13 protein-coding genes, 1 pseudogene and 1 riboswitch are annotated in these 18988 nt (G+C 40.3%); of the genes and pseudogenes, 8 read left to right on the forward strand and 6 right to left on the reverse strand.

Features of this window, described 5'->3' with window-relative positions:
* Positions 1-4 precede the first annotated feature (4 nt).
* From QE429_RS05155 to QE429_RS05175, 5 genes are read right to left on the reverse strand one after another with little or no spacing between them, the layout of a single operon-like run.
* Complete coding sequence (locus QE429_RS05155) at positions 5-1333, reverse strand: O-antigen ligase family protein (RefSeq protein ID WP_307284785.1); 1329 nt, start codon at positions 1331-1333, stop codon at positions 5-7.
* Positions 1334-1357: 24 nt separating this feature from the next.
* Positions 1358-2827: an oligosaccharide flippase family protein gene (locus QE429_RS05160; RefSeq protein WP_307284787.1), complete on the reverse strand. Its 1470-nt coding sequence runs from the start codon at positions 2825-2827 to the stop codon at positions 1358-1360.
* A gap of 18 nt (positions 2828-2845) precedes the next feature.
* The gene (locus tag QE429_RS05165; protein ID WP_307284789.1) at positions 2846-3955 is read right to left on the reverse strand and encodes a glycosyltransferase family 4 protein; all 1110 of its coding nucleotides are present in this window, start codon (positions 3953-3955) and stop codon (positions 2846-2848) included.
* Positions 3952-5088: a glycosyltransferase family 4 protein gene (locus QE429_RS05170; protein WP_307284790.1), complete on the reverse strand. Its 1137-nt coding sequence runs from the start codon at positions 5086-5088 to the stop codon at positions 3952-3954. Before QE429_RS05170 ends, QE429_RS05165 begins: the two co-directional genes overlap by 4 nt.
* Positions 5089-5091: 3 nt before the next feature.
* A complete protein-coding gene (locus QE429_RS05175; RefSeq protein ID WP_307284792.1) occupies positions 5092-5724 on the reverse strand; it encodes a sugar transferase in 633 nt (210 codons plus the stop codon).
* Between the two features lie 209 nt (positions 5725-5933).
* Between QE429_RS05175 and galE the strand changes: the two genes are divergently transcribed.
* The 3 genes from galE (at position 5934) to QE429_RS05190 (ending at position 12313) form a co-directional block, all read left to right on the forward strand.
* Entirely contained in the window at positions 5934-6968 is a 1035-nt protein-coding gene (gene galE / locus QE429_RS05180) for a UDP-glucose 4-epimerase GalE (RefSeq protein WP_307284795.1), read from the forward strand.
* A gap of 699 nt (positions 6969-7667) precedes the next feature.
* Positions 7668-11867 (forward strand): S8 family serine peptidase, encoded by a 4200-nt coding sequence (locus tag QE429_RS05185; protein ID WP_307284797.1) that lies wholly within the window; start codon positions 7668-7670, stop codon positions 11865-11867.
* Between the two features lie 92 nt (positions 11868-11959).
* Positions 11960-12313: a hypothetical protein gene (locus QE429_RS05190; protein ID WP_307284799.1), complete on the forward strand. Its 354-nt coding sequence runs from the start codon at positions 11960-11962 to the stop codon at positions 12311-12313.
* A gap of 58 nt (positions 12314-12371) precedes the next feature.
* Here QE429_RS05190 and QE429_RS05195 read toward each other — a convergent pair whose 3' ends face one another.
* Positions 12372-13298: an LCP family glycopolymer transferase gene (locus tag QE429_RS05195; RefSeq protein WP_307284801.1), complete on the reverse strand. Its 927-nt coding sequence runs from the start codon at positions 13296-13298 to the stop codon at positions 12372-12374.
* A 223-nt stretch (positions 13299-13521) separates the two neighbouring features.
* Here QE429_RS05195 and QE429_RS05200 point away from each other — a divergent pair, with 223 nt between their 5' ends.
* The 5 genes and pseudogenes from QE429_RS05200 (at position 13522) to QE429_RS05220 (ending at position 18678) form a co-directional block, all read left to right on the forward strand.
* Complete coding sequence (locus QE429_RS05200) at positions 13522-14163, forward strand: response regulator (RefSeq protein WP_307284802.1); 642 nt, start codon at positions 13522-13524, stop codon at positions 14161-14163.
* Between the two features lie 2 nt (positions 14164-14165).
* Complete coding sequence (locus QE429_RS05205) at positions 14166-15275, forward strand: sensor histidine kinase (RefSeq protein WP_307284804.1); 1110 nt, start codon at positions 14166-14168, stop codon at positions 15273-15275.
* A gap of 186 nt (positions 15276-15461) precedes the next feature.
* A pseudogene (locus QE429_RS05210) lies at positions 15462-16401 on the forward strand (ABC transporter ATP-binding protein).
* 18 nt (positions 16402-16419) lie between these two features.
* Entirely contained in the window at positions 16420-17532 is a 1113-nt protein-coding gene (locus QE429_RS05215; RefSeq protein WP_307284806.1) for an ABC transporter permease, read from the forward strand.
* Positions 17533-18678 (forward strand): ABC transporter permease, encoded by a 1146-nt coding sequence (locus QE429_RS05220; RefSeq protein WP_307284809.1) that lies wholly within the window; start codon positions 17533-17535, stop codon positions 18676-18678.
* Positions 18679-18864: 186 nt separating this feature from the next.
* A riboswitch (SAM riboswitch) is annotated at positions 18865-18970 on the forward strand.
* The last annotated feature ends 18 nt before the right edge of the window (positions 18971-18988 follow it).

Raw genomic sequence — 18988 nt, forward strand, 5'->3', positions numbered from 1 at the left:
AGGGTTATTGTTTTCCTTTTTCTATGTTTACTTTAGAAGCGTTATTTAATAGTATAGTGCAAAGTCCTAAGATAAACCAAAGGTATCTCCAATGTAAGGTGTCTAGAAAGAAGCTATTAACAATTACACCGATAAAAACCGCTAAAAATAAATAAACGGGCAGATTCCAGACTTCCTTTTTTCGAAAATGAAAAAGGCGAGATAAAATATACAGAATGACCATAACAAACATCAGGAAGGCGAGCCAACCATTCTCTGCGATAATTCGGACAAATAAATTGTGTGTGGCATAGTTGAATAGGAGTTCAAATTGTCCAGGGCCAATTCCGAAAAGATGTGTAGAGCCGAGTATTATTCCTTGCCGCTGATAATAGAATCGATCCGCATCATATGACTGCAATACGTCTGTTGATCCGGAAAATCGGATAGAGAGATCATGCATAATAGAATCCCCTGCTACTATTAGGGTTACACTTACTGTTAGCAGTATCATACCGACCAATATGAAGGATTGACCGTACTTTTTCTTATGAAAAATAGAGAAATAAAGATAGATAAGTGACACGATGGTGAAATTTAATAGAGCTGCACGTGACATACTAGCAAGTAAAACGGCAAATACAGTCCCAGCAAGGAAACAACAGAAAAAATAATGAATGGAAACATAATGATAAGAAAATGCCCGTTCAATCAAAAGGAAAATAGCGAGGATCAAGAACGGTGAAAAGTCATTCGGGTCCATAAAAAATCCTTGCGCACGAACCCCTTGAAACCAAGTACCCATATCACCTATGAACCCCAATTTCTGTACTATTACCACTAATACTGTAACCAGGACGGTGCAAATATAGCCCAAAATTATGGAGTAAAATTCCTTTTTCGTTCGAATGAGAATTGAGAGAAAATAGTAAATGGCTATCATAAACACGGTATGTATAAAGTAGCCGATACCTTCACTAATATTAGTGCTGTTAGGTATCGAGAGCATAGTAATCCCAATAAATAGTAGAAAAGCATAATTTATAGACCTAACCTGTTGCATTGCCAGAAATTTTTCCTTTTGCTTTACCCAATAAATGGAACCTACGATAATAAATAAGAGGTCAAAGAGTTTGATGTCTGTATTCATGATGCCAAAGCTGCAGAAAAATACAAATAAGATAAAAGTTCCCCGATGCTTATAGATGAAAGAGAAAATAACAGGTAAAAGAAAAACACCACAAAGGAATATTCCTAGGCTGCCAAAGGCTGGGACTTTATAGATTGTAATAAGAACGACCATCGATAGGCTAATCAGTAGTAATCTAAATAGGTTCATTTTTTTTATGGTCATTTCTCTAATCACTCCATATATTGTTCAGGCTAGGATATTTTTTAGTGTATTTTTCCAAAGAAAGAATACGGCTCCTATGTAAATAAGGAAATAAGGTATTCCTACTAACATACTAACTAGAGGGGAAACACCTTGTAAATATATATTTTTTACAAAAATTACCGGTAAAGAAAGTGTTAAGACTAGTATAGAATTTTTCCCTAATACCATCCAGGGGAATTTCCATTGGATTAGTCTGAATGAGAAAAAATAAAGTAATGAGCTATACAAGAAAAATCCGATAGTGGTTGAAATAGCGGCTCCCACATAGCCCCATTGAGGAATAAAATAAAGATTAAGAGCAAAATTCACTATTGCTGCCACTGTTACAAAATAAAACATTTCCTTTGTCTTTTTAGTTATTTGATAGACAAGTTGTCCGTATAAGCCAATATTCCAAGCGAAAAAGCCAAAGATTAATATGGGGATAATGATTGCTCCGCTAGTAAACTGTTCACCGAGTAAGAGGGAACTTACTTCCTTTCGATAGATTGAAAAATAGACACCAAAAGGTAAAGAGATCATGATAAATAATTGCGTATAGTGAGATATTTTCTGTTCAATATACTCTTTATCTTTATTTTGTTGAATTTCATTCATCATTCTGGGCTGAACGGCAAAAAACAATGGGTTGCAAATTAAAGCAATTGCCTGCACTGCAATGGTAAAATTAGCAGAATAAATCCCAACTTCATGTGATGAACGGAAATACTCAATCATAAATCGATCTGTTAGATTCATAACGGTGGTTCCAATGTACCATCCAATTAATGGGAAACCATATGTCCATAATTTCTTCACAAATTTGCGAAATGAATCCTTACTTGTCTTTTTAGGTTTAAACATTCTATTGGTGTGAACATATCGAAGCATGGGGGTTGTAACCAATAGCTGGGCTAGTAAAGAACCCCAGACAAAAGCAACAGGTGCCAAGTGTAAATAGTTAACCATCCCAATTATGATTAGTAACTTCAAAAGGGATTGGATCACATTTAGGTTTCGGTATTTCTTAGATTGCAAGTCAACTTGATAGATTCCGCTTAGTACCATAAAGTAAATAGAACTCGTAATCAGTAGTACTGAGGGCCAATAATACTCTTGGTAGGGTTGTAGACTAAATGGTAAAAATAGATACATGGGAATACTCAAAAGGACAAAACCTAGAGAGAGATATAAGAGGAGGTGGTTTAGATGACGATTAAACTCATTAATCGTCCCTTTATGACTGTATTCCGGTCGGAATCTTTGGATCGATAATATAATCCACTGTGTTAATAGGGAGGATAAGATAATCGTTGTATTCACCACAATAGTATAGGTACCATATTCTTTTGGTGAGAAATATCTCGTAAAGACCATCAGCAAGATGATATTGACCAGTGCAGGTGTTAAAAATACAGGAATATAGATTATGGTATCGCGGCCAATCCGACTTTTATTTATGAAAGTATTCATGCTCATGGTCCCCTTAGATTAACTAGAATATACATTATTGGTTTTTACACACATTTGTTCCACAGTTAATTGTTGAGCAATCTCTAAACAATACATACCTAGGTCTAAGCGAATGGTATCATCAGAAAGTATGGAATGAAGCCGTTGGACCATTTCATCATCTCCATTGATAGGGACAAGGAGGTTTTCCTTACCATGTGAGTCAAGAACTTCCTTTATTCCACCCACATTTGTACTAATTACCGGAAGTCCCCTCCCACATGCTTCAACAAAAACATAAGGAAAACCTTCTTTATGAGAAGTAATTATCATCACGTGCATTTGGTCCATCCATTCATACACATTGTCCTGACTACCCTTTAACAGAATCGTCGACTGTAGATTCTGTTTCATGACTTCACGTTGATAATGATTAAATAGGGGGCCATCCCCAATAAGCCAAAACTCTACATTTTCATCCGTAAAATGTGAGGCGACCCGAAGCAGCATATCCAAATTTTTTTCTGATGCAAATCGGCCGACAAACCCTATAATTTTTCTTTTCGTATGGCGAAGCCTTTTCTGCTTTACCGCCCATTCAGATTGTGAAAGAATTTGATTTTCAGGAATCCCGTTATAAATGACAGATAATTTCTGTTCCTTCATTCCATACGTTGCTCCCTGATGATAGTCATAGGCTGAAACCGTAATGATATGGGATGATATCCAGCTAAATGATTTTTCAAGCCATAAGTAAAAGTATTTCTTTTTCTTTGTTAATGTTGGATCATTAAATACGAATCCATGTGCTGTATAGATGTTTTTCCTTACTCGATTCATGAAAGAGGCAAGTCTGGCTATGATTCCCGCTTTTGAGCTGTGAGAATGGACAACATCATAGCCTCCTTTTTGAATAAACCGGCTTAAATTCCATAAGGCATATAAGTCTTCTTTCCACTTAATGGTTCTTGGTATCGGAATCACGATTGCCTTTATATTTTGCTTTTCGAGCTCATCCTTGAAAGGTCCATCTTCTCCCAAAACCACGTGTACTTCGTGACCTTGCTTTGAAAACCAATTAGAAAGATAGAGTAAATGCCTCTGTGCACCACCTATATCTGCGCCTGTAATTACATAAAGGATTTTCATTGAATTACGGTGTGGATGACACCTGCCACTCCTTTAACAAATAATTCTTTCGTAAAACGGGTCTCATACCTCTTGAGAGCTTCCTTGCCCATTTGCTCACAAGCGGAGGGAGATTCTATAAGTTTTTTAAGTTTTCTAACTAATTCCTCAACATTACCAGGTGGAATAATAAAACCGGTTTTTCCATCTTCAATTAATTCCGGTACACCTCCAACATTGGTTGATATGACGGGAAGTCCTATAGCCATGGCTTCAATTATTGAAAGAGGTAATCCTTCTGTATCCGAAGGCAAAATGAACACATTTGATTGGAGTAATGCCTTCCACGGCTGATCCAGCCAACCTAGAAATAACACAGAGTTTGCGAGCCCTAATTGATGGACTAGTCTTTGTAAGGAAAGGAAATAGTCTTCTTTCAGCCATGGAGGCTTCTCGCCTATTATTTTTAGCTGGACGTTATATCCCATTTTGATAAGCTCTGCAACAGCCAAGATGGCTAGGTCCTGCCTTTTTCCTTCAATTAAAGTTCCTACCATACTTATGGTGAATTCACTGTTCTTGATGTGTGTATTTGATAGAGAGGGGCTGTCTACTCCATTATGTACCGTGATGAATTTGTCAATCTTGTTTGGATAGAGAGTACAGTATCTATCATTTAATAGTTGAGAAACAACAATTATTTTATCTGCTGTTGTAATGCATATTCTTCCTAATAGATTGTCAATTTTCTCTTCTCCATGGATATGCCATATGACCTTTCTACCAAGGAGTTTGGCTAGCCAGCCGATAACGAGCTGTGATCGAAATTGACTAGTATAGATGATGTCAATCCGATTCCGTAGAATAAAGAACATGACTTTTATGAAATGAGGCAGTAAGTAAAATACTTGAATAAGTAAAAAAAATAAACCGGTTCTTACTTGCCCCTTGCGGATGTTGTCAATGTGCCTACTGATAGGAATCAGAAATACACTTTTCCCATGTGCTGATACACGATGATTCATGGGTCCGTCGGTGGAGGTAAGAAAGTAGGTTTGTAAGGCATTGTTTTCAAGTGCATTAAGTAGTTCAAGCTCACATTTTTGAGCTCCACCCCATTCCGGACGACTCTCGTAAAATAGAATCCTCTTCACAGCCTATCTCCACCCTTTTGAGAACAAGATAACGGGAATTGATTTTAAAAAAATCTTTAAGTCTAGTAAAAATGAAAATTGATAAATATATTGTAAATCCAATTCAAGTTTTTCACTGGGGGAAAGCTCGTAACCTCCGTTGATTTGTGCCAAACCAGTAATTCCAGGTTTCACTTGCAGACGGTTACGAAAATTAGGAAGGTCTTTTTCAAACTCTTCAATGAAGACTAAGCGCTCGGGTCGTGGACCAATGATGGACATTTCCCCGCGCAAAATATTAAAAAACTGTGGAATTTCATCGATTCGATATTTTCTTAAATAATAGCCAACTTTTGTGATTCTTGGGTCAAAATGGTCTGCCCATTGAGGACCATTCTTTTCTGCGTCCGTATGCATGGTTCTAAATTTAATTATATAAAACGGAACCCCACCCAGTCCTATTCGTTCTTGTGTGTAAAAAACGGCTCCGGGTGAATCTGCTTTAATCAATAGAACGACCAAAAGGAATAAAGGAGAAAGCGTGGTTAAGAAACAAATACTAATAACGATATCAATGGCATGTTTGACACTGGAATAAAGTATTTTGCTTTTTGGCAGCATTTCGTTATGGGGATTAATCTCATTGAGTAATTTCATCAGACTCGCTCCTCCTTATCACTGCAACTCATCACTTTGTAAAAGTAAGCATATATTTTGAATTATATTACAAAAGTCCTATGTAATCTATAAGGAATTTGTGAATAATAATATTATTGTAAATAGAGAGAAAATTCTATTTAATGGTGTTACAATCATGGTAGATGTCAGGAAATGATGATTTTTTGATAGAGGGGAATGGTTTGGTTATGGCGGTTTTGGTTACAGGCGGAGCAGGGTATATTGGTAGTCATACATGTGTGGAACTACTAAATAGCGGTTACGAGATTATCATTCTAGATAATTTTTCAAATAGCAAGCCAGAATCATTACAGAGAATCAGCCAAATTACTGGTAAGGATTTTAGCTTTTATGAGTTAGATTTGTTGGATGCTATGGGGTTGAGAAGCTTGTTTGCCAATCATTCCATAGAGGCAGTGATTCATTTTGCTGGATTAAAAGCTGTTGGAGAATCGGTCCATATGCCCCTCTACTACTACCAAACTAATATAATGGGAACACTGAATCTTTGTACGGTGATGAAGGAATTCGGTGTCCATAAACTAGTATTTAGTTCATCTGCTACAGTTTATGGTGTGCCGGAAAGAGTACCTATTTCAGAGGATTGTAAATTGAATGCAACCAATCCTTACGGACGAACTAAGTTGATTTTAGAGGAACTATTCAGAGATTTGTATAACTCGGATGATAGATGGAGTATTGCGCTATTACGTTATTTTAATCCGATTGGTGCACATGAAAGTGGCTTAATTGGTGAAGACCCTAATGGTTTCCCGAATAATTTAATGCCGATCATTACTCAGGTTGCCATGGGGACCATGAAGGAGCTCCTGGTATTCGGAAGTGATTATGCAACAGTTGATGGAACTGGTGTAAGAGACTATATTCATGTAATTGATCTTGCTAACGGGCATCTTAAAGCCTTAGAGAAAGTCATGTTTTCAGTGGGAATAGAAGCATACAATCTAGGAACAGGCACCGGATATAGCGTTTTAGAGTTAATTGCTGCATTCGAAAGAGAAACCGGAGTAAAAATCCCTTACCGAATGAGTGATAGAAGACCAGGAGATATTGCCATCTGCTATGCGGATCCATCTAAAGCAAAATATGAACTAGACTGGAGAGCAACAAGAAGAATAGAAGACATGTGTCGAGATTCATGGAAATGGCAAAAGAAAAATCCAGAAGGATACCAATCCGGGGTCAGTCCCTCACTGCTTTAACGTGGCGGGGGACTGTCCCTTCATTGTTGATTTCGTGGAGTCAGACTAGCCGAAACGACCCACCGCTCGCTTCTTGAGCGAAAATCAACAGACAAGTTCAACAGAGCTTTATTAAAAGGAAATAGAGTCGATTCAGAAGCTTCCGTTTTCCCTTTTTAGGACTTTACTACTAGGTGAATATAAAGTACAATTAAATAACTGAATATTCACTTTTTTAGACAACGAAACCTTAACTCTCTCTCAATTTTTCTCCAACTTGTACCACACATCATAATTTCTCTTAATTATTAAGTAAAATAGTAGGTATAAATGGTTCTATATCATACATAAAGTAGGATAGTTTCTCTGCTATTTTAGAAGTTTTTAGGCATTCCCCTACTTTTTTATATTATGGCTGTTTTTTTAAGAACAGTGTTGATTTTTACACCCGTTAATTGGTGCGGAAGGCACGAAGACTCCTCGAAAATGCTATCGCATTTCCTTCGTGCGGTGTAGATTCGATGACAATGTCCTGTAGGAATATGGTTCAGGGGAGCCCCCGGAGGCGTAGGCTACGTGGAGTCTCGCCGAAATACCCCCGTACCGCTCGCTTCTTGAGCGGAAACCAACAGGTAAATTTAACAGTGCCTATATTTTAAAGGAGGTGAACACATTATTTTATTGCGGAAAATTTCATAGTTTTGAAAGGGGATTGGAAGGTTGAAGGGTAGGAATAGGCGGAAATTAGGTATCAATTATCTAGTATTAACAATTATTTTCACCATGCTTTTCCCATCATATGGGGCTGCAGCTACGCAACGATTAGAGAAAAAAGAGAACATAGTAAGCAATGAATCTAACTCATTAGCAAAAAATCTAATTGCACAGCAAAAGGCAGCTTTAGCTCAAGGACCTGTTTTGCATCCCAGTCTAAAAAACCTTAAAGGCAATCAAGAAGTCGCCGTCATTGTTGAGTTGTCTGAATACCCAGTTGCTTTAGTTAAAGGAATCAACAAACAAGCTGGTAAGTCGACTTCAAAAACAGAAGAAAAGGCGATTCAACAAAAAGTTATTACTCAACAGCAAAAATTTAAAACCAACCTAAGTGCAAAGGGCATTGCGGCAAAGGTTGGCTTTACTTACAACTACACCTTCAACGGATTGGCCTTAAAATTAAAAGCTAGTGACGTGGCGAAGCTTCTTTCAGTTGATGGTGTTAAATTAGTCGAACCAGATGCAGAAAAAGTTGCACTTGGAGAAAAAGTTGTGCCTGGTGATCAAAAGAATGCAACCATGAATACGAGCAATCCATTCTTAGAAGTTCCATCTGTTTGGGGCTTAGGCTATCAAGGACAAGGGGTAAAAGTAGCAGTCCTTGATACTGGGATTGACTATAATCACCCTGAGTTTGAGGGCGTATACAAAGGTGGATACAACTTTATCGATCAGTCCAACTCTGCGAACTATGCACGAACTAGAGCTGCGGATGATCCATATGAAACGACTCCTTTAGATCGTCCGGGCAATAAAGCGGAGTTTAATTCCGATGGTAGTGCCTTCTATACCGAGCACGGTACACACGTTGCTGGAACCATTGCGGCACAAGGGAAAAATCCATTTGGGATCAAAGGTCTTGCTCCAAAGGTAGATTTATATGCCTACCGCGTATTAGGTGCCTATGGAAGCGGTGCTAACTCTGGCATTATTGCAGCCATTGATAAAGCCGCCCAAGAGAAAATGGATATTATCAACCTATCATTAGGTGGCAGCAATAATACCCAAACCTCTTCAGACGCGATTGCTATTAACAATGCTGCCCTTGTGGGTGTAACGGCTGTCATCGCAACTGGTAATGACGGTCCAAATCGCGGAACAATTGGAAGTCCTGGGGTAGCTGCATTTGCTATTTCTGTAGCAAACTCTACTGTTCCTGAAACAACAAAGGCTGGCCAAGCGACTGTAACAGCTGAGGGAACCGCACCAACTCCCTATAATATGAACCTTATGGGTTGGAAATTCGGTACAGAGCCAAGTGATTTATTAACAGGTACTTATGACGTTGTAGCTGTTCCAAACTTTGGAGTAGATGCCGATTATACAGGCTTAGACGTCAATGGAAAAGTAGCCCTTGTTTCTCGTGGAGGCGGTATTGCGTTCGTTGATAAAATTGCTGCAGCGAAAAAAGCAGGAGCAGTGGCTGCGATTATTCATAATAATACGGGAACTACTCCAGCAGGAATTTTCCTAGGGGATTCGTTCCATTTCATTCCGACATTTGATATGTCAACTACAGATGGTACTGCGCTTAGAACTGCGTTAGCAACGAAAAAGGCGACTGTGACTTTTGGTAATTTTACTTCTGCCAAAACGGCTGGAGATGATATCAATAGCTCAAGTTCACGTGGACCAGCAAATCCGAATTTCGATTTGAAGCCAGACGTGTCTGCTCCAGGTACGAATATCATGTCGTCGGTTCCAGCTTATGGAAAGGATTATCCAAACGCTGATTACTCTGAATCCTATGATCGTTTCACTGGAACAAGTATGGCAACTCCGCATGTTTCAGGTATTGCTGCGTTACTAAAATCAGAACATCCTGATTGGACACCATTTGATCTGAAGGTAGCGATTTCCAATACATCGAAACAACTAGATGTAACCAAATATGATGTTTTCTCACAAGGACCTGGACGAGTGCAACCGTTAAAGGCTGCAACTACTGAGGCATTAGCCTATTCCACCGATCAGACAAGTTTCTCCGGAAAAACCTATCAAAATATCAAAGGTACGGTTACATTCGGTAACGTGGCAACAAGCACCACCGCTGAATCCAAGGTAGTAAGAGATATTGTCGTGAAAAACCTAACTGGGGAAGCAAGTGATTATACTGTTACAGTGCAAACAACAAAGGCGGCAACGGGTACGTTAGCAGCTGCAAAAGTATCGGTTGATCAATCAAGCTTTAACCTGGCTGCTTCAGGAGAACAAGCGTTAAAAGTAACATTAGATGTTCCAAAAGGATCGGGAACAAGCGGAAATGAAATTTTAGGTTATATCCATATTACGAATGGTAAAACGAAATTAATATTACCGTTTGCTGGTAACTTTGCTCCTCCAACTGGCTTAAAGAGCTACTCAATTGATAGTAAAGTGATCTCACCAAATGGGGATGGAAAATTAGACAGCACAACGTTACGTTATGAATTCCATAACCGTCAATACACCACTTATATTGAAGTCTGGGATGCCTTCCATCAGGAAGCCGGTGAATATGGTGACGGATATTTAGGCTACTTACTTGCTTCCTCTTCTACAACAGTTGGAGCAAAAACACTTGCCTTCAATGGACAGTATACGGATTGGGGAACAAGCAAGAAAGTTCTTGCTGCTGACGGTGTATACACGATTGATATTACCACTTTAAACCAAGCTCAAACAGCGGTTGCTGCTTCAGGATGGGTTGGACCGATTTTTGTTAAAACAAAAGCTCCAACCATTGTAACTGAAGCCAGTTATACGACAAACACGACTAAATTTGACCTATCCGGAAGCCTGAATGACTCGTATATCGATTGGGAACCAGGTGTTGAAGAGGTATTTGAAGAAGGGTATGACATCAATTCGAAACTAAAAGCGAAGTATCAATTAACAAATAGCAAAGGTGAAACACAAGTAGGAACAACGGCTATTACACTTAATCAAGATGGTTCTTTCAATATCTCCATAGATGGCTTGACTGAAGGAGATAACAAAGTCAAGATTATGGTCGATGATGATGCACAAAACTCTGCTTCAAAAGAAATCACCGTCACAAGAAAGGCCGCTGATCCAGAACCAAATCCAGATGCAGGTAAAGGTCAATTATTATTGGATGGCCAACCATTAGCTAACATTACATTCAGCGTGTATACAGCTGGTGCAAACCAAGTTTGGTACGATTTAAAATCCGATACAAATGGAAACTTCACACATAATCTTCCAGATGGAGATTATAAGATTGATGGTGTCTGGGCCGCTCCGACTTGGTATCCATTAAACGGATCCTTTACGATTAAAAATGGTCTTGTAAATGGAAACAAATTAGTCATTAACGCGAATGATTATCAAGTTCCAATAGACCCAGCCAAATGGAACATTGCAGGTAAATTAACGAAAAATGGCGATGCATTTGCTAACATCACCTTTAGCGTCCATACACTTGATGGCGCCAACTGGTACGATACACGAACAGACGCGAAAGGGAATTTCGCAGTCAAGGTGCCAGATGGAACGTATCAATTAGATGGAATATGGGAAGCAGCAAAAGGCAAGTGGCATGTATTAAATCAACAATTTACTGTAAAAGATGGGAAGCTAGTGGGAGGAGACCAATTACTCGTCAATGTGACTTCTGTTGATGGAAATGTAACGGGTACTTTAAAACAAGGGGATGCTCCATTAGCGAATACGATCTTCAGTGTTCATACGACAACTGGTGTTTGGTATGATGCACAAACCGATGCGAACGGTAACTTTAAGTTCAGTCTACCAGATGGATCTTACAAGCTTGAAGGTATTTGGGTTGATAAAGATGGCAAATGGTATGAGCTACAAAAGGAATTTACTGTTTCTGGTTCACTTACGCTTGATGTGACGATTCCGACTGCACCAGTTAAAAACGTGACAGGTGTATTAACGAAAGGAACAGAAGCGTTAGGCAATGTTGTTTTTAGTTTCCATTCCACTAGTGGTGATCAATGGTTTAATGCGAAAACAGCTGCAGACGGAAGCTTTGGTCTGGTCGTACCAAATGGATCCTATCAATTAGATGGTATTTGGTTAGAATCTGAATCGAAGTGGTATGTATTAAATCTTAAATTTAGTGTCGAAGATGGAAAATTAGTTGGAATGGATCAATTGCGTATTAATCTTTCTAACTAACCAAGTGTAAGAGTGCCGGCCTTTATTTTCTGGGGTCGACTTTTTTGAAACGTGTGTTTGTTTGAGAACTTTCTTAGAAAGGAGCCAGTCCTTTGTTTAAAAAATTTGTTCTGCTTGTACTAACATCCCTACTAGTGGCATCGCTTATTTCATGCTCAAAAGATAAGGAAGCGACTAAGACGGCTGACAAATCGGAAGTTTCTACTGCAAAAGAATTGAGCACAAAAGGTAAAGAGAGAGCGGAAAAGACTCCAAAAAGCGAGGCACAATTAGCAAGTGAGCTAGTGTTGAAAAATACAAAACTGGTCAAAGTCTTTAGTATCAATCAACAGATCAGCGAAAATGACAAAGAACTTGGCCCTTTTTATTTAGTTAGAGGAGTAGATGAAAAAGGTAGAAAAACAGAAGTATGGGTTAACAAAGGAAAAATTTATTACATTAAATAAAAAGTAGGGACAGTCCCCCACCGCTTTAGCGCAGTGGGGGACTGTCCCCAACAAATGATTATAAATCCAGCTGTGCACGTAAGATGTTTTGTACGCGCTGCTTTTCTTCTGCAGAAACTAATCCGTAGTAGATGTTGTTGATTCGAGTTCCTTCTTCTTTTAGCTCCATTTGCTCAATTGTTGTATCCTTCACGTCGTAGCCTTTTTGAATAGACACGATTTGTTTGAAGGTCAGGTTCGTTTTCACGTTTTTACCAAGCACGTCAAAAATGCCAGCAAAGTTTTTCAAGCTGGAGAAGCTTGCGCCCTCATCAATGACACCCTGAATAATTTCACGCTGTCTCATTTGACGGCCGAAATCGCCGCGAGGGTCTTCGTGTCTCATTCGAGTATAGCTCAACGCTTCTGCACCACTAAGCTTCAACTTACCCTTCGCAAAATGGAAACCATCCTGCGTGAATTCTAAATCGTTATTCACTGTCACACCGCCAACCGCGTCCACCATATCCTTAAAGCCTTCCATGTTCACCTGGATATAGTAATCGATCGGAATATCAAGGAAATCCTCCACCGTATTCATCGCCATCGGCACACCGCCGAATGCGTAGGCATGGTTAATTTTATCTACTTTTCCTTTTCCGGCAATCTCCGTGCGAGTATCACGTGGAATGCTCAGCATTTTTACCGTATGATTCTTCGGATTCACCGTCAACACAATCATCGTGTCCGAACGGCCCTTATCCCCTTCACGCTCGTCCACACCAAGCATTAACACGGAAAATGGCTCCTTGTTCTCCACCACAACTGGTTCCTTGCGTTTATCTGATTTTCGGTCAAACGCCTGATGCATCGAATCAACCGCGTTATTTAAAGATTTATATACAGAGTAACCGTACGCACCGCCGCCGATTCCTATCGCAAGAAGGATGGCGCCCGTCACTTTTACCCATTTTCTTAACTTTCTTTTCTTTTTTCGAGCTCTCATAAAACAGAACCTCCTAAAAACTTACAAACTAGTTGCAATTGTTTTCTATCATAACAAAAAAATAAGTCAAGAGGTATGTAAAAAATATGGAAAAATAGTGGTGGAGGTATCAAGGACTATAACGAGCGATTCGGGGGCTATTACTTGCTATTCAATCTTTTACCATAATCTTGCTATAATAGCAGATAGATATAGTCAAATTTAGGGAGGGGCTCCCCAGCTGATGAAAATAAAAGTCATAATTGCCGATGATAACTCATTTATTCGCGAAGGATTAAAAATCATTCTATCTACCTATACAGAATTCGAGGTCCTAGACACCGTAGGAGATGGAAATGAAGCCGTGAAATACTGCCAAACACATGAGGTTGATATTGCTTTGTTAGACGTCCGCATGCCCAATATGAATGGGGTGGAAGCTACCAAGATTCTTACCGAAAAAACGAATACGAAGCCAATCATCCTCACCACCTTTGATGATGATGAATACATAACGGATGCCATTAGGAATGGTGCGAAAGGATATTTATTGAAAAATAACGACCCGGAACAAATCCGTGATGCCATCAAAAGTGTGTACAAAGGAAATAGCATTATTCAGGACGTCATTTTAGAGAAGCTGAAATCGAACCTGGGCAGCGGCACGAATCCGTCTGAAACCAAGTTGGACCTCACTCTTTTTACCGAGAGAGAGCGCGCCATCATGTCCTTGATTGCCAAAGGCTATTCCAACAAAACTATCTCAAAGGAATTGTTTATTTCTGAAGGGACGGTCGCCAATTATATCACCTCGGTCCTAAATAAAACGGGACTGGAGCACCGCACCCAAATCGCGATTTACTATCTGACGGGGAAAGTAGAGTAAAGATGGAACTTTGGATGATTTTTACTAAGGTTAGTCTTTTAGTGTATATCGCGGTTACTTGTATCCGTGGAGAAATCAATCATTTCTCATGGGTGGTCCTCACCTTTTTACTGTACTTTTGTCTAAATATTACGATGTATATCTTTAAAAATTACACTGTCAAACGGGTGTTGCTAATACTCACCATCGGTCTCTCGGTCCTTTCCTATGTTCTTGTATTACCCTTATTTTGCTTGTTCCTACCGCTTGCAATTATTGAACTGGCAGCCGAATTTGTCCATAGCCGACTCACTCTGTTGATTGTATCCATGGTTCCCATCCTTTACATAAAGGTCGAACTCCAGCCCATTTACAGCTTAGTGACGATTCTTTGTTTTTTAATTTTTACCATGGCACACCTGTATCAAGAGAAACTGGAAAAAAATGAAGCCCAGATCGATACGATGCGAAAAACGCTCCACAGGTTAACGAAGAATATCAATGAAAATACCGAATACATCCGCCAGTCGGAATACACCTTTAAATTAGAGGAACGGAATCGAATTTCACAGGAGATTCATGATAAAATCGGCCACTCCATGACGGGGGCTCTTTTTCAAATGGAGGCAGCCAAACGTTTGATGGAGAGCGACAAGCAAAAAGCCACCGAGCTCTTGCAAAACGCCATCAACATCTCCAAGGAGGGGATTGAGAAGATTCGCATGACGTTGAAAAATATGAAGCCGCCGACCGAACAAGTGGGGATAAACCGGATGAAGCTTTTGCTCGATGATTTCAACGCGAAGCAATCCATCAAGACCGTCCTAACCTATGAGGGAAATTTAGACCACATCACGCCGATTCAATGGAAAATTATCCATGAGAATGTCACGGAGTCATTAACGAATGCCATGAAATATTCAGGTGCAACACTGGTTTCTGTGGATGTTAAAGTACTAAACAAAATCATCCGTGTTGAAGTGAAGGATAATGGCGTCGGCACGGAGATGATTAAGAAGGGTCTTGGGATTATGGGGATGGAGGAACGGACGGCTTCTGTGGATGGTAAAATCATTGTGGATAGTACGCATGGGTTTTCGGTCACGACTCTGTTGCCGATCACACAAGCATGAGGTTTTTAGCTCAGAACCTACCGCCGTGAAGTTTTTCATATAAGACGACGTTGCCCAACCAGTCACCATGATCATTTCACAAGCAAAACATGAAGATTCTCATGTAAAAAGAATGAACGATTGCACTTATGCAGGTTCATTCTTTTTTTTATACTTGAACTATACAAGGGAGCAGGGGTGAATAGGATGAACGTGTTAGAAATTAGAAACTTAACGAAAAAATTCAGTGATTTTATTGCTGTCGACCATATGAGCTTATCCGTGAAAGAAGGAGAAATATTTGGGTTCCTCGGATCCAATGGGGGCGGGGAAAAGTACGACCATTAACATGATTGCCGGCCTCTTACGCAGCAACGAGGGGACGATTTCCATTCTCGGTAAGGATACGGCCAAACACAGTCGATACGCCAAAATGAATATTGGAATGGTGCCGCAGGACCTCGCCATTTACGAGGACATGACGGCCTATGAAAATGTGAAATTTTTTGCTGGTCTGTATGGCCTGCGCGGAGCGGAATTAAAGGAACGGGTCGAAGAGGCCTTAGAATTTGTTGGATTACAAGATCGCCATAAAAGTTATCCGAAAAGTTTTTCCGGCGGGATGAAACGCCGCCTAAATATTGCCTGTGCCATTGCCCATCGACCAAAGCTGATTATCATGGATGAGCCAACGGTCGGCATCGACCCACAATCGCGTAATTACATCCTCAATTCGGTCCGCAAGCTAAATGAGATGGGCTGTACGATCATTTACACGAGCCACTATATGGAGGAAGTCGAAGAAATCTGCACGCAAATTGCTATTATCGACCATGGAAAAATCATTGCAGAAGGCACGAAGGAACAGCTGAAATCAATCATCACCAATACAAAGGATTTGTGGATAGAGGTCAAATCAACGGAACACGTGAACGTTCAAGCCATTAAGGAAATTAAAGGGGTCGAAGCGGTTTCAATCGATGAAAACATTATTAAAATTAACTCGGATACCGGCGTTAACAACTTAAATCACATCATTGAGCACTTTATGAGCGAGCATATCGAAATCCGTTCGCTGCAGGAAAAAGCGCCAAACCTAGAGACGGTCTTTTTAACGTTAACCGGCAGGAATTTACGGGACCAATAAGGAAAGGAGGGAACGACCATGAACATTTTCAGTATTGCTTGGAAGGAAATCAAATCAGATTTCCGTGACAGAAGAACCTTGTTTTTCATGCTCCTCTTTCCGATTGTCTTGATGCTTGTCCTGGGAACCGCCCTGTCGAATACGTTTACGACGAGTCTTCCTGTGGATGATATCCACGTGTTATACACAGATACGACAAAGGGAGAGAACTTCCAGCCCTTCATCACGGAGGTTAAAAAGTCGGGCGTTCATTTTAAAAAAGCCACCGATGAACCCAAGGCAAAAAAAGACGTGCAGCAAAGTAAAGTGGACGGCTACGTAAAGGTAACAGATGAGGGGCTTCAGCTCTTTCTCAATAATAGCAACAGCATCGAAGCAAATATCCTTCAAGGCATGCTTTCTGCCTATGTCGACCGATACAATATTGCCACTGAAATCATGAAGGCGGCGCCGGATAAGATGGCCATTGCTTTTTCCGAAGAAAGCAACGGGAATTTTATCAAAGAAACCTCGCTTCAACCTGATAAGCAACCGAGTTCGATGGACTATTATGCGATAGTGATCACGACAATGATTATCTTGTACGGGGCGATGTCAGCTAGTTCGTTAATTGTGGAGGAACGTGTGAGAGGGACGGCAAATCGTCTGATTGCCTCTCCGATTCGAAAAAGTGACATTTTTATCGGAAAAGTACTTGGAAGTCTTGTTAGCAGCAGCATATCTGCCTTGCTCGTGGTTCAGTTGAGCAAGCTGTTATTCGATGCGAATTGGGGCGATCATGAAGGGATGGTCTACCTGGTACTCTTGACGGAGATTATTTTTGCAGTGAGCCTAGGGATTGGGATTAGCTTTTTGTCCAAAACACATGCTGCTCCAAAAGTGATCATTACACTCGTTGCCCAGTTGTCCTCCTTCTTTGGCGGGTCTTATTTTAGAATTGTGAATCCTGAGGGTTTCTTCAAATTTATTACGGAACTTTCTCCCCTTACCTGGATGAACAACGGCTTAACGAAATTAATCTATGCGAATGACCTTTCTGCGGCCATCCCTGCAATCTCAATTAATTTGGCTGGGTCACTCCTATTTTTACTAGTAGCAGTTATTTCTTTAAAAAGAAGGGAGGGGCTATAAATGAAAGATATCCTCTGGATAATTCAAAACACCTTACGTATGACGTTTCGCAAACGGAAAAACATCATCATGTTTCTCTGTATGCCGTTGGTTGGGATTTTCATTGCGCTGCTTGCCTATGGAGGGGGGCAAACACCAATCCTTGCAATAGGCGTCGTGAATCAAGATAAAAGTGAGATTACGGACCATACGATTGAATTTCTCAAAGGGCTAGAGAATGTAAAGGTTTCCGAGGTGAACACCGCACAGGGAAAGGAACGGGTGACATCCGGTAAGCTGGACTCTGTAATTACCTTTGAAAAAGGATTCTCGGAAAGCGTGCTGAAGGGTTCGCCTAATCATATCGAGATTAGCTCCATCAAAGGGGCAGCCGTGACTGGCTTCGTGAAATCGTATTTATATCAATATATTAATAATCTAGCAACCATCAGCCGAGCAGCAGAGGGGAATCAGCCGCTGTTCGAGCAGATGGTGGCGGACTATCAGCAAAGCCACTATAAGCTTGCGACTCATTCGGTGGAGGATGCATCGAAAAATAAGTATATGACCAATCAAACGATCGGCTTTTTGATTATGATTATGCTGATGTCGGCTGTGAATCTATCAGAAATCATTCTTTTGGAAAAAGAACAGCGGACCTACTACCGTTTACTATCGACACCAATCAATGCCAGGAAGTTTTTACTAGCGAATGTGGTCGTGAATATGATCGTTATGACCGTACAGATGTTAATTACGCTAACAATCATGAGAACGGTTTTTGATATGGGCGTGAACGTATCTTTCTGGGAAGCGGCCTTTGTCATGATCCTTTTCTCCTTGATTTCGGTCGGGTTGTCATTGGTGATTATCTCTTTTGCCAACAGCCGGAATGCTGCGAGTGCATTGCAAAACTTAGTCATCATCCCAACGGTTATGCTCTCCGGCTGTTTTTGGCCTGTGGAAGTGATGCCGAAAGCGTTGCAAAAAATCGCAGAATTCCTGCCGCAGCGCTGGACATTAGACACTCTAACGAAACTGCAGGAAGGAAGCAGCTTCAGCAGCCTGTACCTACACTACATCATCCTATTCGCCTTTGCCGCGGCCTTCTTCCTCATCGCCGTGTATCGGTTCAGCAGGAACAACACGACACAGAACTTTATCTAGTAGAGCGGGGACAGTCCCCCGGCGCTTTAGCGCACCGGGGGACTGTCCCCAAAAAAATTTTTTAGAGTACCTAAATAGTTGATTTGATAATAATGGAAACACTTACAATAGTAAAATAATATTTTCTGAGGATTGACAAGATAAAACTAGATTAGTAATATCAAAAATGTTAAAAAAAACTAATAATTCTTATCGAGAGCGACCGAGGGACTTGGCCCTATGACGTCCGGCAACCCCCTAATTGGGAAGGTGCCAATTCCAGCAGAATGACTTTCATTCTGAAAGATAAGCTTGAAATAATTGTTTGTAT

Origin of the sequence: Bacillus sp. SORGH_AS_0510 (assembly GCF_030818775.1) — a bacterium.
In the GTDB taxonomy this organism is placed as follows: domain Bacteria; phylum Bacillota; class Bacilli; order Bacillales; family Cytobacillaceae; genus Neobacillus.

Bases quoted from the DNA above. Each gene is read 5' to 3' on its own strand.
- QE429_RS05175 (WP_307284792.1), bottom strand. From the start codon at position 5,724: ATGAAATTACTCAATGAGATTAATCCCCATAACGAAATGCTGCCAAAA.
- QE429_RS05220 (WP_307284809.1), top strand. From the start codon at position 17,533: ATGAAAGATATCCTCTGGATAATTCAAAACACCTTACGTATGACGTTT.
- QE429_RS05160 (WP_307284787.1), bottom strand. From the start codon at position 2,827: ATGAATACTTTCATAAATAAAAGTCGGATTGGCCGCGATACCATAATC.
- galE (WP_307284795.1), top strand. From the start codon at position 5,934: ATGGCGGTTTTGGTTACAGGCGGAGCAGGGTATATTGGTAGTCATACA.
- QE429_RS05155 (WP_307284785.1), bottom strand. From the start codon at position 1,333: ATGACCATAAAAAAAATGAACCTATTTAGATTACTACTGATTAGCCTA.
- QE429_RS05200 (WP_307284802.1), top strand. From the start codon at position 13,522: ATGAAAATAAAAGTCATAATTGCCGATGATAACTCATTTATTCGCGAA.
- QE429_RS05165 (WP_307284789.1), bottom strand. From the start codon at position 3,955: ATGAAAATCCTTTATGTAATTACAGGCGCAGATATAGGTGGTGCACAG.
- QE429_RS05205 (WP_307284804.1), top strand. From the start codon at position 14,166: ATGGAACTTTGGATGATTTTTACTAAGGTTAGTCTTTTAGTGTATATC.
- QE429_RS05195 (WP_307284801.1), bottom strand. From the start codon at position 13,298: ATGAGAGCTCGAAAAAAGAAAAGAAAGTTAAGAAAATGGGTAAAAGTG.
- QE429_RS05215 (WP_307284806.1), top strand. From the start codon at position 16,420: ATGAACATTTTCAGTATTGCTTGGAAGGAAATCAAATCAGATTTCCGT.